Source organism: Cupriavidus sp. FW305-46, assembly GCF_058787075.1.
This window is the reverse complement of sequence record NZ_JBYSZI010000021.1, coordinates 40,116-55,170: the sequence shown is the minus strand read 5'-3', so window position 1 is coordinate 55,170 and position 15,055 is coordinate 40,116. Positions and strand designations below refer to the sequence as shown.

Genomic DNA, 15,055 nt, shown 5'->3' with positions numbered 1-15,055 from the left:
CCCGGTCTTCCCCGCGTGCCGCGCACGGCGCACGCACGCCCCAACTTGCCGGATCCTCCCATGCAATACCTGTTCCGCCGCATCCTCTATGCCATTCCCATCCTGCTCGGGGTGGCGCTGCTGTGCTTCTCGCTGGTCCATATCGCCCCCGGCGATCCGCTGGTGTCGGTGCTGCCGCCCGACGCCTCGGAAGACCTGCGCCGCCAGCTGACCGCACTCTACGGCTTCGACAAGCCCTTCCTGGAGCAATTCGTGCACTGGCTGGGCCGTGCGCTGCAGGGCGACCTGGGCACTTCGATCGCCACCAGCCGGCCGGTGATGGCCGAAGTCGGCGCCGCCGTGGTCAATTCCCTGCGCCTGGCCACCGTGGCCACGCTGATCGGCTTCAGCTTCGGCTGCCTGTTCGGCTTTGTCGCCGGCTACCTGCGCGATTCCGTGGCCGACCGCACCGCGTCGCTGCTGTCGGTGCTGGGCGTCAGCATCCCGCACTACTGGCTCGGCATGGTGCTGGTGATCGCGTTCTCGGTGCTGCTGGGCTGGCTGCCGGCCACCGGCGCCGGGCCGGGCGGTTCGGGCGACTGGGCGTGGGACTGGGAGCACATGCAGTACATGCTGCTGCCGGCGGTGACCATGTCTGTAATCCCGATGGGCATCGTGGCGCGCACGGTGCGCGCGCTGGTGGCGGAGATCCTGGCCAACGAGTTCATCGTCGGCCTGCGCGCGCGCGGCCTGTCCGACCTGGCCGTGTTCCGCCACGTGCTCAAGAACGCGGCGCCGACCGCGCTGTCGGTAATGGGCCTGCAACTGGGCTACCTGCTGGGCGGCTCGATCCTGATCGAGACCGTGTTCTCGTGGCCCGGCACGGGCTTCCTGCTCAACGCCGCCATCTTCCAGCGCGACTTCCCGCTGCTGCAGGGGACCATCCTGGTGCTGGCGTTGTTCTTCGTGCTGCTCAACCTGCTGGTCGATGCGCTGCAGACGCTGTTCGACCCGCGCATCCAGCGCAACTGAGGAGGCCGACATGGACATGACCCTCGACCAATCACCGGCCGCCGCCGCGGTGCAGCGCTCGCCCGGCTACTGGACCACGGTCGGCCGGCGCCTGCTGCGCAACCGGCTGGCCATGCTGGCCGCGCTGGTGCTGCTGGGGCTGGTGCTGATGGCGCTGTTCGCCCCGGCACTGATGCCCGCCGATCCGTACGCGGCATCGATCCTCAAGCGCCTCAAGCCGATCGGCACCGAGCACTTTCCGCTCGGCACCGACGAGCTGGGACGCGACATGCTGTCGCGGCTGATGCTGGGCGCTCGGCTGTCGCTGTTCATGGGCATCACGCCGGTGCTGCTTGCCTTTGTCATCGGCAGCGCATTCGGCATCGTCGCCGGCTATGCCGGCGGCTGGACCAACACCGTGATCATGCGGCTCACCGACATCCTGTACGCCTTCCCGTCGGTGCTGCTGGCGATCGCGCTGTCAGGCACGCTGGGGGCGGGCGTGGGCAATGCGCTGCTGTCGCTGACCATCGTCTTTATCCCGCAGATCGTGCGCGTGGCCGAAAGCGTGACCACCCAGGTGCGCAACCGCGAGTTTGTCGACGCGGCGCGTGCTTCCGGGGCGTCGTCGCTGACCATCGTGCGCGCCCATGTGCTCAACAACGTGCTCGGGCCGATCTTCGTCTATGCCACCAGCCTGATCTCGGTGTCGATGATTCTGGCCTCGGGGCTGTCCTTCCTGGGCCTGGGCGTCAAGCCGCCCGAGCCGGAGTGGGGCCTGATGCTCAACACGCTGCGCACGGCCATCTACACCCAGCCGTGGGTTGCCGCCCTGCCCGGCGCCATGATCTTCCTGACCTCGGTCTCGTTCAACCTGCTGGCCGACGGCATCCGCTCGGCCATGGAAATCAAGGACTGAACCATGCCAGCACTGATGCAGGCCCCTTCGCCACAGGCCGGCCGCGATGTCGGCGGCCCGGCGCAGCCACTGGTGATCGCCCACCAGCTGGTCAAGCACTTTCCCATCAATTCCGGCCTGCCCGGCCTGCGCGCGCGCGCCGCGTCGGTGCGCGCGGTCGATGGCGTCAGCTTCGACGTGCTCAAGGGCGAGACCCTGGGCGTGGTCGGCGAGTCCGGCTGCGGCAAGTCCACCACCGCGCGGCTGCTGATGCAGCTGACGCAGCAGGACCGCGGCGAGCTGATCTTCGACGCGCAGGGCGTGGGCTCGGCCCAGCTGCCGATAAAGCAGTTCCGCAGCCAGGTGCAGATGGTGTTCCAGGACAGCTATTCGTCGCTGAACCCGCGCCTGACCATCGAGGCGTCGATCGCCTTCACGCCACGCGTCCATGGCGTGCCGGCGCGCGAAGCCACCGAGCGCGCCCGCTACCTGCTGCAGCGCGTCGGGCTGGACCCGGTGCGCTTTGCCGGGCGCTACCCGCACGAGCTGTCGGGCGGGCAGCGCCAGCGCGTCAACATTGCCCGCGCGCTGGCGCTGCGCCCGCGCCTGGTGATCCTGGACGAGGCGGTCTCGGCACTGGACAAGTCGGTGGAGGCGCAGGTGCTGAACCTGCTGCTGGACCTGAAGGCCGAGTTCGACCTGACCTACGTCTTCATCAGCCACGACCTCAACGTGATCCGCTACCTGTGCGACCGCGTGATGGTGATGTACCTGGGCAAGGTGGTGGAGATCGCGGATACCGAGACCCTTTATCAGCACCCGGCGCACCCGTACACGCGCGCGCTGCTGGCGTCGATGCCGTCGATGGACCCGGACCGCCGCACCGCGGTCGCGCCGCTGGCGGGCGACCCGCCCAACCCGATCAACCCGCCGTCCGGCTGCAGTTTCCATCCGCGCTGCGCCATGGCGCAGGACGTGTGCGGGCGGCGCGAGCCGCAGCTGACCGACCTGGTGGCCGGGCATCCGGTCGCCTGCCTGCTGGCCGCCGCGCCCTGAGGAGCCCACCATGTCCACCACCCCACAAAGCACACCCGGCGCGCCGATGATCTCGGTGCGGGACCTGCACGTCACCTTCTCCGGCGGCGGCAAGACCATCCGCGCCGTCAACGGCGTCTCGCTCGACGTGGGCGCCGGCGAGGCCGTGGCCCTGATCGGCGAATCCGGCTCCGGCAAGAGCGTCACGCTGCGCGCGCTGATGCGCCTGCACCCGCCGCGCCGCACCCGCATGGCAGGCCAGATCCGCGTCGACGGCGCCGACGTGATGGCGCTCGACCAGCGCGCGCTGGCCCGGCTGCGCGGCGGCACCATGGCGATGGTGTTCCAGGAGCCGCTGCTGGCGCTGGACCCGGTCTACACCGTGGGCCAGCAGATCGTCGAATGCATCCGCACCCACGACACGGTCTCGGCCGCCGAGGCGCGCGCGCGCGCGCTGCAGGCGCTCGAGTCCGTGCGCATTCCCAGCCCGGAGCGGCGGCTGGCAGCGTATCCGCACGAGCTGTCGGGCGGCATGCGCCAGCGCGCCATGATCGCGCTGGCACTGTCGGCGCGGCCCAGGATCCTGCTGGCCGACGAGCCCACCACCGCGCTGGACGCCACCGTGCAGATCCAGGTGCTGATCCTGCTGCGCGAGCTGCAGCGCGAACTGGGGCTGTCCATTGTTTTCGTCACCCACGATATCGGCGCCGCGGTGGAGATCGCCGACCGCGTCGCGGTGATGTACGGCGGGCGCATTGTCGAGGAAGGCCCGATCCGCACCCTGCTGCGCGCGGCGCGCCACCCCTACACCATCGCCCTGCTGCAAAGCCGCCAGCATGGCATGGACCGCGGCCAGCGGCTGCAGGCCATCGGCGGCGCCCCGCCCGACCTGGCCGCGCTGCCGCCGGGCTGCACCTTCGCGCCACGCTGCCCGCATGCGCGCCCGCAATGCCTGGCCGAGGTGCCGCAGGCGCTCACCGTCGGCACCGGCCACCGCGTCAGCTGCGTGCTGGCCGCCGAGCCCGCGGTCGCCACCGCGGCATGACCCCCATCCCAGAACCCCAACGTATTCCAGGCCACCCATGACGCTTGCCACCCATCCTGCCCGTGCCTTCATGCCGTACCCACAGATCACCGTCCCGCACGCCGCCGGCGGCCCGCTGCGGGGCCTGAGCTTCGCCGTGAAGGACCTGTTCGACGTAGCTGGCTATCCGACCGGCGGCGGCAATCCGCACGTGCTGGCGCGCTCGGGCATCAAGGCCGCGACCGCGCCGGCGGTGCAGCGGCTGCTGGATGCCGGCGCCGCCTTCGTCGGCAAGACCCACACCGACGAGCTGGCCTTCTCCATGAACGGCCAGAACGCCCACTACGGGCGCCCGGTCAACGGCGCGGCGCCGGAGCGCATCACCGGCGGCTCATCGTCGGGCTCGGCCTCGGCGGTATCGAACGGCTTGTGCGACTTTGCGCTGGGCTCCGACACCGGCGGCTCGGTGCGCGCGCCGGCCAGCCATTGCGGCCTGTTCGGCATCCGGCCCACGCACGGGCGCATTTCACTGGAACGCTGCCTGCCGCTGTCCGAAAGCCTGGACACCTGCGGCTTCTTTGCGCGCGACATCGGCACCTTCGCGCGCGTGGCCGAGGTGCTGTTCGGGGCGGACCCGGCGCCGCTGCCGGCCGCGCCGCGGCTGCTGTTTGCCACCGACCTGTTCGGCCAGCCGACCCCGGAGGCCCGCGACGCGCTGGCGCCGGCTGCCGCCCGGATCGAAGCCGCGCTGGGCCACGCCGCGCCAGTCACCGTAGCCGACCGGCCGCTGTCCGAGCTGTGGTGGGCGTTCCGCTACGTGCAGGGCTGGGAGGCATGGCACAGCGACGGCGAACTGATCGAGCAACACGGACTGGAGCTGGGTGCCGATGTCGCGGCACGCTTCGCCTTCGCGAAGGCCGTCACCCGCAGCCAGTTCGACGAAGCCAGTGCCGTGCGCCGCGACTTCACCGCGCACATGGGCCGCCTGCTGGGGCCGGACGGCGTGCTGGTGCTGCCGACCATGCCCGATATCGCGCCGCTGCGCGCCGAACCGATCGAGTCCCTGGAGACCTACCGCAACCTCGCCGCCCAGACGCTGTGCCTGACGCCGCTGAGCGGCTTCCCGCAGCTGAACCTGCCGCTGGCCGGCCGCGACGGCGCACCGCTCGGCATCTCGCTGCTGGGGCCGGCGGGCAGTGACCGCAGCCTGGTCGCTCTGGCGGAGCGGATCATGGCGCACCAGGCTTGAACCAGTAACGCAAAGGGCACGCGGCATGCCGACGGCGAGGTCGATGCCGGCATCGTCTCGCCAGTACCGGCCCGCGGCTTCCGCGAAGCCGCAGCCTGAACCGCGCCGCGCCTCAACTCGCCAGCGCCGACACCCCGCCCTCCGGCCGATTGACGCGGAACCACGCCGCATACAGCGCCGGCAGGAACAGCAGCGTCAGCACCGTGGCAATGATCAGCCCGCCCATGATCGCCACCGCCATCGGCCCCCAGAACATCGAGCGCGACAGCGGGATCATCGCCAGCACCGCCGCGGCGGCGGTCAGGATGATCGGCCGGAAGCGGCGCACCGCGGCTTCGACGATGGCGGTCCACTGCGGCACGCCGGCGCTGACGTCCTGCTCGATCTGGTCGACCAGGATCACCGAGTTGCGGATGATCATGCCCAGCAGTGCGGTGATGCCCAGCTGCGCCACAAACCCCATCGGCGCGCGCAGCAGCAACAGCGTGGCGGCGGCGCCGATCAGGCCCAGCGGGCCGGTCAGGAACACCATGGCCGCGCGCGAGAAGCTGTGCAGCTGAAGCATCAGCAGCGTGAAGATGATGAAGATGCACAGCGGCAGCTGCGCCGCGATCGAAGCGCCAGCCTTGCCGCTCTCTTCTTCCGCGCCGGCCACGGTGATGCGGTAGCCTGGCGGCAACTGCGCGCGCAGCTTGTCCAGCTTCGGGGTGATCTGCGCGGTCACCGTCGGGCCCTGGATGCCGTCGACCACGTCGGACTGCACGGTCACGCCGAAGTCGCGGTTCTCGCGCCACACCACGCCCGGTTCCGAGCGCAGCGTCACGCGCGCCACCTGCGTCAGCGGCACCATGCGCCCGGTGTTGGTCGGCACCAGCATGTTGTTCAGGTCCGAGATCGCGTCGCGCTCACTGCGCGGGGTGCGCATCAGGATGTCGATCAGCTTGTCGCCGTCGCGGTACTGGCCCACCGGCACGCCGCTCAGCACGGTCTGCGTGACGCGGGCGATGGCATTGGTGGTCACGCCCAGTGCGCGCGCCTTGTCCTGGTCGATCTCCAGGCGCAGCATCTTGACGTTCTCATTCCAGTTGTCGTTGACCCCGACGGTGTTGGGGTTGGCGCGCATCTCGGCCTTGACCTGGTCGGCCAGCTGGCGCACCCCGGCGGCGTCCGGCCCGATCACGCGGAACTGCACCGGATAGGCCACCGGAGGCCCGTTGGGCAACAGCTTGACGCGGCCCCGCAGGTACGGGAATTCGGCATCCATCAGCTTGATGATGCGGCGGCGCAGCGCATCGCGCACCTCGGTGCTGACCGGCATCACGATCACCTGCGCCACATTGGTCTGCGGGAAGATCTGGTCCAGCGGCAGGTAGAAACGCGGCGCGCCGGTGCCGACGAAGGTGGTCAGGCTCTCGACCTCGCGGTCCTTGCCGACCAGCTGCTCGAAGCGCTTGGCCTCGGTTTCCATCTGGGCAAAGCTGGTGCCCTCGGGCATCCACAGTTCCACCATCAGCTCGGGGCGGCTGGAATCGGGGAAGAACTGCTTCTCGACAAACTTGAAGGCGTAGATCCCCAGCGCAAAGGCCACCAGCGTGATCGCGATCACCACCTTGCGCCAGCTCACGCACCAGTCCACCAGCCGGCGAAAGCGCGCATAGAACGGCGTGTCGAAGACCTCGTGGGCCTCGCCCGCGCCGGGGCCGCGGGTCTTGAGCAGCAGGTAGCCCAGGTAGGGCGTGAAATAGACCGCCGCCAGCCACGACAGCACCAGCGCCAGCGCCGTCACCGCAAAGATCGCGAAGGTGTATTCGCCCACCGTCGAGCGCGCCAGGCCCACCGGCAGGAAGCCGGCCGCGGTGATCAGCGTGCCGGTCAGCATCGGCATCGCGGTGGAGGTATAGGCGAAGGTGGCCGCCTCCATCTTGGAGAAACCCTCTTCCAGCTTGCGCACCATCATCTCGACCGCGATGATGGCGTCGTCCACCAGCAGTCCCAGCGCCACGATCAAGGCCCCGAGCGAGATCTTGTGCAGGCCGATGCCGAAGATATGCATGAACAGGAAGGTCACGGCCAGCACCAGCGGGATCGTCAGCGCCACCACCAGCCCGGGACGCACGTCCAGCCGCAAGGGCCGCGTATGCAGGCCCAGCGCAATGAAACTGACCGCCAGCACGATCACCACCGCCTCGATCAGCACGCGCACGAACTCGCCGACCGAGCGCTTGACGGCTTGCGGCTGGTCCTGCACCTGGTCCATCTCGATGCCTACCGGCAGCTGGCCGCGCAGCTGGTCAAAGGCCGTGCGCAGGTTCTTGCCCAGCTCGATGATGTCGCCGCCCTTCTGCATCGAAATGCCCAGCCCGATCACGTCCTTGCCGTTGAAGCGCATGCGCGTCTGGGTCGGGTCGACATAGCCCCGGTAGACGTGCGCGATGTCGCCCAGGCGGATGTTGGCGATGCCGTTGGGCCCGCGCAGCACCAGGTTCTCCAGGTCTTCCACGCTGGCGAACTGGCCCGACAGGCGCACCTGCAGGTTGTCGGTCGGGGTGACCAGCACGCCGCTGCCGGTCAGGTTGTTCTGCTGCGAGATCTGGTCGGCGATGGCGTTGATATCCAGCCCCAGCTGGGCAAAGCGCGCCTGGTTGAATTCGATGAAGACCTTCTCGTCCTGCAGGCCGATCAGCGACACCTTGGCCACCGACGGCACGCGCAGCAGTTCCTGGCGCACCAGGTCGGCGTACTCGCGCAGCTCCTTGTAGTTGAAGCCGTCGGCGGAGAGCGCGTAGATGGTGCCGTACACGTCGCCAAACTCATCATTGAAGAACGGCCCGCGCACGCCCGCGGGCAGCGTCTGCTGGATATCGCCGATCTTCTTGCGCACGGTGTACCAGACCTGCGCGGTCTCCTTCGCCGGCGAGGTGTCCTTGAGCTGGAAGATCACCGTGGTCTCGCCCGGCTTGGAGAAGCTGCGGATCTTGTCCGCATAGGGCACTTCCTGCAGCTGGCGCTCGATCTTGTCCGTCACCTGGACGGCGATCTGCTCGGCGGTGGCGCCGGGCCAGAAGGCCTGCACCACCATCACGCGGAAGGTAAAGGGCGGATCCTCGTCCTGGCCCAGCTGGAAGAACGCCAGCATGCCGCCAAGCAGCAGCACCACCAGCAGGTAGCGGGTCAGCGGCTGGTGCTCGAGTGCCCAGCGCGACAGGTTGAAGCGGGAATGATCCATCCGCTCACCCCTGCTTCGGGGTGGCGGCCGGTGCCGATGCCGGGGCCGATGCAGGCCCTGCCGCAGGCGCGACCGTCTGCAGCGGTCGCACCTTCTGGCCTGCGCGCAAAAGGTGCACCCCGGCGGTGACGATGGTCTGGCCCGGGGCCAGGCCCTGGCGCACCTCCACCTCGTTGCCGATGGCCTCGCCCAGCGTCACCGGCACCGGCTTGACCGTGCCGGCGGCGGCGTCATAGATCCAGACCTGGTTGCGGCCCTGCTCCTGCAGCAGCGCGGTCAGCGGCACCCGGATGGCCGGGGTGGCGCCGGTGCGCATGAAGGTCACCACCGCGGTCATGCCGAGCTTGAGGTCGGCGGGCGGGTTCGGCACCGTCACGCGGGTGGCATAGGTGCGGGTGACCGGGTCGGCCGCCGCGGCAATCTCGCGCACGCGGCCAGGCAGCGTGCGCTGCGGCTCGGCCCAGGTATGGATGGTCACGTCGGTAATGCCGCGCAGCAGGTCGACCTGGTCTTCGGGCAGGCCGATCGCGACTTCCTTCTCTGCCGTCTGCGCCACGCGCACCACCGGCTGGCCCGGCGTCACCACCTGGCCCACCTCGGCATCGATCGCCGTGACCACGCCGTCGGCATCGGCATGCAGGACCGCGTAGCCGGTCTGGTTGGACTGGCTGCGCAGCCCGGCCTGGGCCTGGCGCAGCCGCGATTCGGCGGCGTCATAGTTGGCCTGGCGCCGGTGCTGCTCGGCAGCGCTGATAAAGCCCTTGGCGAACAGGTCGTTGTAGCGCTTCAGGTCGGCGGCGGCCAGGTCGCGGTCAGTCTTCGCGGCCTCGAACTGGGCGCGCGAGCCGGCCTCGGCCAGCGACAGGTCGGTGGGGTCCAGGCGCGCCAGCGGCTGGCCCTTGCTGACCACCGCGCCCACATCCACCAGCCTGGCGGCGATCTTGCCCCCGACGCGGAAGCCCAGCCGCGACTCCACGCGCGGGCGCACGTCGCCGGAGAACTCGAAGGCGGTCTTGCCATTGTGCGGGCTCAGCTGCATCAGGCGCACCGGGCGCACCTCCGGCGCCGGCTCGGCCTTCTTGCCGCAGCCGGCCAGGGCCAGCAGGCTGGCCGTCAAAAGTGTGGCCACGGCCACGCCTCGGCGGAGGTGGCGCGGCGGCATCGTAACAACAGGAGAATCTGCAGCCGCAACTTCCGGCACTTGGCAAAGCACTGGCATCGGTAGGCAACAAGTCGGATGGAACCACTGACAAGACTGGCCGGTGAGCGCAATCCCCTGCGCCCGGGAAGTCGTCGAGGCGCGGGGATGGCCGCGCGCAGCCGGCATCGGCAATAAATAACTTTCCGGTCAGTAATATAGCGACGCACCCCGGGTGCGTCAAACGGCAGGCGACGAAACCGCTGGAATGAAGACTCAGTTGCCGTCCCGGGCCGGTGAACTGCGCCGACAGGCTTCGGCATGCGCGACCATACCCTGCCCGGCGCGATGCTACAATCCGCCGCGCCGCTGGCGCTTCCCCCCACATCTTCGACCCGAGACCGGCGTGACGCCCGATCAGTATTGCCAAGAGAAAGTCGCCCAGAGCGGCTCGAGCTTCTATTACAGCTTCCTGTTCCTGCCGGCCGAGCGCCGCCGCGCCATCACCGCGCTGTACGCCTGGTGCCGCGAAGTCGACGACGTGGTCGACGACAGCCATGATGCTGGCCTGGCCCACCAGCAGCTGGACTGGTGGCGCGCCGAGCTGCGCCGCCTGTTCGAGGGCGAGCCGACCCATCCGACCACCAAGGCCCTGCAGCCGCATGTGCGCAGCGCCGGCCTGCCCCAGGGCGAGATGTCCGAAGTGCTGGAAGGCATGGAAATGGACCTGACCCAGACCCGCTACCTGGACGAGCCCGGCCTGGCCCGCTACTGCCATTGCGTGGCCGGCGTGGTCGGCACGCTCAGCGCGCGGCTGTTCGGCTATACCGACCCGCAGACCCTGGTGTTTGCCGAGAAGCTTGGCCAGTCGCTGCAACTGGTCAATATCCTGCGCGACGTCGGCGAGGACGCGCGGCGCGGGCGCATCTACCTGCCGGTCAATACCCTGCAGCAGTTCCAGGTGCCTGCATCCGAGATCCTGAAGGGCCAGCATTCCGATCGCTTTGTCGCGCTGATGCAGTACCACGCCGGCCGGGCCCGCGCGCTGTACCATGAGGCACTGGCGCTGCTGCCCAGGCAGGACCGCCGCGCCCAGCGCGCCGGCCTGCTGATGGGCGCGATCTACCACGCGCTGCTCGACGAACTGGAAGCGAGCCAGTTCCAGGTGCTGAACCAGCGCATTGCGCTGACCCCGCTGCGCAAGCTGTGGATTGCCTGGAAGACCTGGGTGCGCAACAGCTAGCGTCCTGCTCTCTTTCCTCTCCGACCCGCCAAGCCGTACCGCCATGACGCAGACATCCGCCTCCCTCGGCGACACCATCCTTGCCCACGCCAACCAGCTCGCCAGTTTCTCCGACATGGAAGGCGGCCTTACCTGCGCCTACCTGACCCCGGCCCACCGCGCCGCGCAGACCCGGCTTGCGCAGTGGATGGAGGCGGCCGGCATGCAGGTGCGGATCGACGCCATCGGCAACGTCATCGGCCGCTATGCAGCCGACCCGGCCGTGCCCGACGCGCGCGTGCTGATGACCGGCTCGCACTTCGACACCGTGCGCAATGGCGGGCGCTATGACGGACGGCTTGGCATCCTGCTGCCGATCGCCGTGGTCGGCGCGCTCAACCAGGCCGGCATCCGCCTGCCCTATCACTTTGAAGTGGTGGGGTTCGCCGAAGAGGAGGGCCTGCGCTTCAAGACCAGCTTCCTGGCCAGCAGTGTGCTGGCGGGCCGCTTCGACCCCGCCCTGCTGGAGCGCCAGGACGCGGACGGCATCACACTGCGCGAGGCACTGGCGGCATCGGACCTGCCCGGCGCGGGCGATCTGCAGGCCCTGCGCGCCGCGGCGGTCGATCCGGCGTCGCTGCTGGGCTTTGTCGAGGTGCATATCGAGCAGGGCCCGGTGCTGCTGCACCACGACCTGCCGCTGGGCGTGGTCACGCAGATCGCGGGCAGCAGCCGCTTTGCGGTGCGGGTCGAAGGCCTGGCCAGCCATGCCGGCACCACGCCGATGGGCATGCGCCGCGACGCCGCCGCGGGCGCTGCCGAGATGATCCTGCTGGTGGAGCAGCGCTGCGCGGCGGCGCCGACGCTGGTCGGAACGGTGGGCCAGCTGCAGGTGCCCAACGGGTCGAGCAATGTCATCCCGGCGGCCTGCACCTTCTCGATGGATATTCGCGCCGGCGAGGATGGCATCCGCGAGGCCGCCATCGCCGACATCGTGGCCGGCATCGGCCAGATCGCGGAACGGCGCGGGCTGGCCGCCCAGGTGGAGCGCGTGCCGCCGGTCAACAACGCGCCGTGCGCGCGCTGGCTGATGGACCAGTTCGGGGCGGTGCTGAAGAAGCGCGGGCTGCAGGCCTTCGAGCTGCCCTCCGGCGCCGGCCACGACGCCATGATGATGCAGCGCATCACCGACGTGGCCATGCTGTTCGTGCGCTGCGGCAACGGCGGCATCAGCCACAACCCGCTGGAAACCATCACGGCGGAGGATGCCCAGCTGGCGGCGGAGGTCTTCGTGGATTTCCTGCGGCACTTCCAGCCGCGCGCCTGAGCGCCACACTGGCGTACCATGGGGGCGCGGCACGATAAGAACGGATCAGCCGCCCTGGTAGATATCGCGCCCGAAGTCGTAGAGGTTCTTGCGCAGCTTGCGGCGCTCGTCCGGCGACAGGCGCGAGCCGCCGCGTTCGTCACCGCGCCGGCGCTCGGCGTCGCGCTGCTCGGCGCGATGGCGCTCGGCACGGGCCCGCGCCTCGCGCTGGCTGTTGCCTGGATCGCTGGCCTGGGTCGACGGGTGGCGCTTGAGCAGGTTGGCCATGCCGGCCGATTGCGCCTGCACCGTCCCGGCCGGAATGCACAGCGCCAGCACGGCCAGCGCCAGCGCAAGGCAGGCGCCGGCGACACCATGCTGCGGATGCCCGTGCCGGGTTCGGTTCACTTTCATTGATAATGGCGATCTTGGCTTCGGGAAAAACAGCCTTTGGACAGACTGGATGGACTGTCCCGAAGCCGGGAATTCCGGTACCCCGTCCGGCGCCGCGCCCTCTGCAAGCATCGCGCCAGCGCGAGCAAGGCAGGCTGGTCGAGACAGTGGTTCGTCGGTTGCAAATGCGTGGAAATCTGCCGCGCACGGCGCCCAAAAAGACGGATTGCGCAGTGTAATCGCACGATTGGTGCACACTGCCATACGCCGGGGTAAAGTATGTAACGTTTTGTTAAGCCATTTTGAGCGAAAGCGATAGTCGCTAAGATACCGCCATGGAAAATACCAGCCACAAGATTCTTGTCGTCGACGATGACCCGCGTCTGCGCGATTTGCTGCGCCGCTATCTGGGCGAACAGGGTTTCACCGTGCTGGTGGCGGAAAACGCCACCGCGATGAACAAGCTCTGGCTGCGCGAGCGTTTCGACCTGCTGGTGCTGGACCTGATGATGCCGGGCGAAGACGGCCTGTCGATCTGCCGCCGGCTGCGCGGGGCCAACGACCAGACCCCGATCATCATGCTCACCGCCAAGGGCGAGGACGTGGACCGCATCGTCGGCCTGGAGATGGGCGCCGACGACTACCTGCCCAAGCCCTTCAACCCGCGCGAGCTGATTGCGCGCATCCACGCGGTGCTGCGCCGCAAGGGCCCGGCCGAAGTGCCCGGCGCCCCGTCGGAAACGCCCGAGACCTTCGCCTTCGGCGACTTCGTGCTGAACCTGGCCACGCGCACGCTGACCAAGAACGACGAGGAAATCACGCTGACCACCGGCGAGTTCTCGGTCCTCAAGGTGTTCGCCCGCCATCCGCGCCAGCCGCTGTCGCGCGAGAAGCTGATGGAAATGGCACGCGGCCGTGAATATGAAGTCTTCGACCGCAGCCTGGACGTGCAGATCTCGCGCCTGCGCAAGCTGATCGAGCCGGACCCCAGCAACCCCCGTTTTATCCAGACGGTGTGGGGCCTGGGCTACGTCTTCATCCCCGATGGCGTGAAATAACCGATTACGGCCGCTGTTCCCATCGTGGCGACCGTTATCGGTAGAACCGCAACGCGGTTCTTTGGTTCGCTGTTCTGGCGAACCTTCATGCTTATCGCCCTGCTGCTGGCGATTTCGCTGGGCATCTGGTTCCAGAGCTACCGGCTGTTCGAACGCGCCCCGCGCGCGCAGCAGATCGCCATGCAGGTGGTCAGCGTGGTCAAGCTCACGCGCGCCGCGCTGCTCTATTCCGACCCCGCGCGGCGGCGCTTCCTGCTGCTCGACCTGGTGCAGAACGAAGGCATCAAGGTCTATCCGCGCGAGAAGGACGACGACTTCGCCGCGCCCACCGCCAACCCGTTCCTGACCACCCTGGTGCAGCAGGAGATCCGCAGCCGCCTGGGCGAGGACACGGTGCTGGCCACCACCGTCAACGACATACCCGGCGTGTGGGTCAGCTTCGAGATCGAGGGCGACGACTACTGGGTGGCGATCAGCCCCGAGCGCTTCGAGCGCGTGCCCGGCATCCAGTGGCTGTGGTGGAGTATCGCCGCGCTGCTGCTGTCGATCATCGGCGCCGCCTTTATCACCGCGCGCGTCAACTACCCGCTCAAGCGGCTGGCCAACGCCGCGCGCGCCATCGGTGCCGGCGGCGACCCGCCGCCGCTGCCCGAGCACGGCGCCAGTGAGGTGGCGCTGGCCAACCACAGCTTCAACCAGATGGTGCGCGACCTGCGCCAGCTCGACGACGACCGCGTGGTGATGCTGGCCGGCATCTCGCACGACCTGCGCACGCCGCTGACGCGCCTGCGCCTGGAAACCGAGATGTCGCCGATGGACACCCCCACGCGCGACGCCATGATCGCCGACATCGAGCAGATGGACGCCATCATCGGACAGTTCCTCAACTACGCGCGCCCGCCGCTGGAAACCGTGGAACCGGTTGACCTGTCGGCGCTGGTGCACGATGCCGTGGGCGTCTACGCCGCGCATGACGACGTGCGCGTGCACGTGCGCGCCAACGAGCCGGTGATGGCCGTGGCCAACCGCATGGAAGTGCAGCGCATCCTGGACAACCTGGTCGAGAACGCGCGCCGCTATGCCAAGGACGAGCAAAGCGGCATGGCCGTGGTCGAGATCTCGACGCGCGTGGACGACAAGGAAGCCGTGCTGACCGTGGCCGACCACGGCAACGGCGTGCCCGACGGCCAGCTGTCGCTGCTGACGCGGCCCTTCTACCGGCTCGATGCCGCGCGCAGCGAGGCCAAGGGCGCCGGGCTGGGCATGTCCATCGTCAACCGCATCATGCAGCGCAACGGTGGCCGGCTGCTGCTGGCCAACCGCCCCGCCCCGGCCACGGGGCTGGTGGTCAGCGCCTGCTTCCGGCGCGCCTAAGCGTCAGCTGAGCGCGGCCTGAGCGCCATCCGCGGCGCATTGACAGGTTTTCGACAGCATTTGATAGCCTTCTGAAAGGCATTCGTCAGGGCAATGACAGGGTCGCGGCGCACACTGGCGCCCGTCATCAGGCGCGCGGCGA

The 15,055-nt window shown here is 68.9% G+C and carries 12 protein-coding genes; 9 read left to right on the top strand and 3 right to left on the bottom strand.

All coding sequences use genetic code 11. The annotated features are described in order from the left end of the window. Positions 1-60 precede the first annotated feature (60 nt). Genes AC3WON_RS12665 through AC3WON_RS12645 form a run of 5 tightly spaced genes read left to right on the top strand, consistent with a single transcriptional unit; the run spans position 61 to position 5,196 of the window. Positions 61-1,011 (top strand): ABC transporter permease, encoded by a 951-nt coding sequence (locus AC3WON_RS12665; protein ID WP_492351945.1) that lies wholly within the window; start codon positions 61-63, stop codon positions 1,009-1,011. A gap of 10 nt (positions 1,012-1,021) precedes the next feature. Further along, positions 1,022-1,909 carry an ABC transporter permease gene (locus tag AC3WON_RS12660; RefSeq protein WP_492321391.1) on the top strand — a complete coding sequence of 296 codons (888 nt, stop codon included), beginning with the start codon at positions 1,022-1,024 and terminating at the stop codon, positions 1,907-1,909. A gap of 3 nt (positions 1,910-1,912) precedes the next feature. Continuing rightward, positions 1,913-2,944: an ABC transporter ATP-binding protein gene (locus tag AC3WON_RS12655; protein WP_492351944.1), complete on the top strand. Its 1,032-nt coding sequence runs from the start codon at positions 1,913-1,915 to the stop codon at positions 2,942-2,944. A 10-nt stretch (positions 2,945-2,954) separates the two neighbouring features. Further along, the gene (locus tag AC3WON_RS12650; RefSeq protein ID WP_492321389.1) at positions 2,955-3,968 is read left to right on the top strand and encodes an ABC transporter ATP-binding protein; all 1,014 of its coding nucleotides are present in this window, start codon (positions 2,955-2,957) and stop codon (positions 3,966-3,968) included. A 37-nt stretch (positions 3,969-4,005) separates the two neighbouring features. Beyond that, the gene (locus tag AC3WON_RS12645; RefSeq protein ID WP_492351943.1) at positions 4,006-5,196 is read left to right on the top strand and encodes an amidase; all 1,191 of its coding nucleotides are present in this window, start codon (positions 4,006-4,008) and stop codon (positions 5,194-5,196) included. Between the two features lie 112 nt (positions 5,197-5,308). Here the strand turns inward: AC3WON_RS12645 and AC3WON_RS12640 are convergent, their stop codons facing one another. Both AC3WON_RS12640 and AC3WON_RS12635 read right to left on the bottom strand, forming a co-directional pair. Continuing rightward, positions 5,309-8,422 (bottom strand): efflux RND transporter permease subunit, encoded by a 3,114-nt coding sequence (locus AC3WON_RS12640; protein ID WP_492351942.1) that lies wholly within the window; start codon positions 8,420-8,422, stop codon positions 5,309-5,311. 4 nt (positions 8,423-8,426) lie between these two features. Next, positions 8,427-9,584 carry an efflux RND transporter periplasmic adaptor subunit gene (locus AC3WON_RS12635; RefSeq protein ID WP_492321386.1) on the bottom strand — a complete coding sequence of 386 codons (1,158 nt, stop codon included), beginning with the start codon at positions 9,582-9,584 and terminating at the stop codon, positions 8,427-8,429. A gap of 382 nt (positions 9,585-9,966) precedes the next feature. Between AC3WON_RS12635 and hpnD the strand changes: the two genes are divergently transcribed. Continuing rightward, positions 9,967-10,803 (top strand): presqualene diphosphate synthase HpnD, encoded by an 837-nt coding sequence (gene hpnD, locus AC3WON_RS12630; RefSeq protein WP_492321385.1) that lies wholly within the window; start codon positions 9,967-9,969, stop codon positions 10,801-10,803. Positions 10,804-10,846: 43 nt separating this feature from the next. Continuing rightward, entirely contained in the window at positions 10,847-12,109 is a 1,263-nt protein-coding gene (locus AC3WON_RS12625) for a Zn-dependent hydrolase (RefSeq protein ID WP_492321384.1), read from the top strand. A 45-nt stretch (positions 12,110-12,154) separates the two neighbouring features. On the opposite strand, the gene AC3WON_RS12620 is transcribed toward AC3WON_RS12625, so the two are convergent. Further along, positions 12,155-12,502: a hypothetical protein gene (locus tag AC3WON_RS12620; protein WP_492321383.1), complete on the bottom strand. Its 348-nt coding sequence runs from the start codon at positions 12,500-12,502 to the stop codon at positions 12,155-12,157. Positions 12,503-12,816: 314 nt separating this feature from the next. On the opposite strand from AC3WON_RS12620, the gene ompR reads away from it, so the two are divergent. Both ompR and AC3WON_RS12610 read left to right on the top strand, forming a co-directional pair. Then, a complete protein-coding gene (gene ompR, locus AC3WON_RS12615; protein WP_010810107.1) occupies positions 12,817-13,539 on the top strand; it encodes an osmolarity response regulator transcription factor OmpR in 723 nt (240 codons plus the stop codon). A gap of 24 nt (positions 13,540-13,563) precedes the next feature. Then, a complete protein-coding gene (locus tag AC3WON_RS12610) occupies positions 13,564-14,913 on the top strand; it encodes an ATP-binding protein (protein ID WP_011615097.1) in 1,350 nt (449 codons plus the stop codon). Positions 14,914-15,055 lie beyond the last annotated feature (142 nt).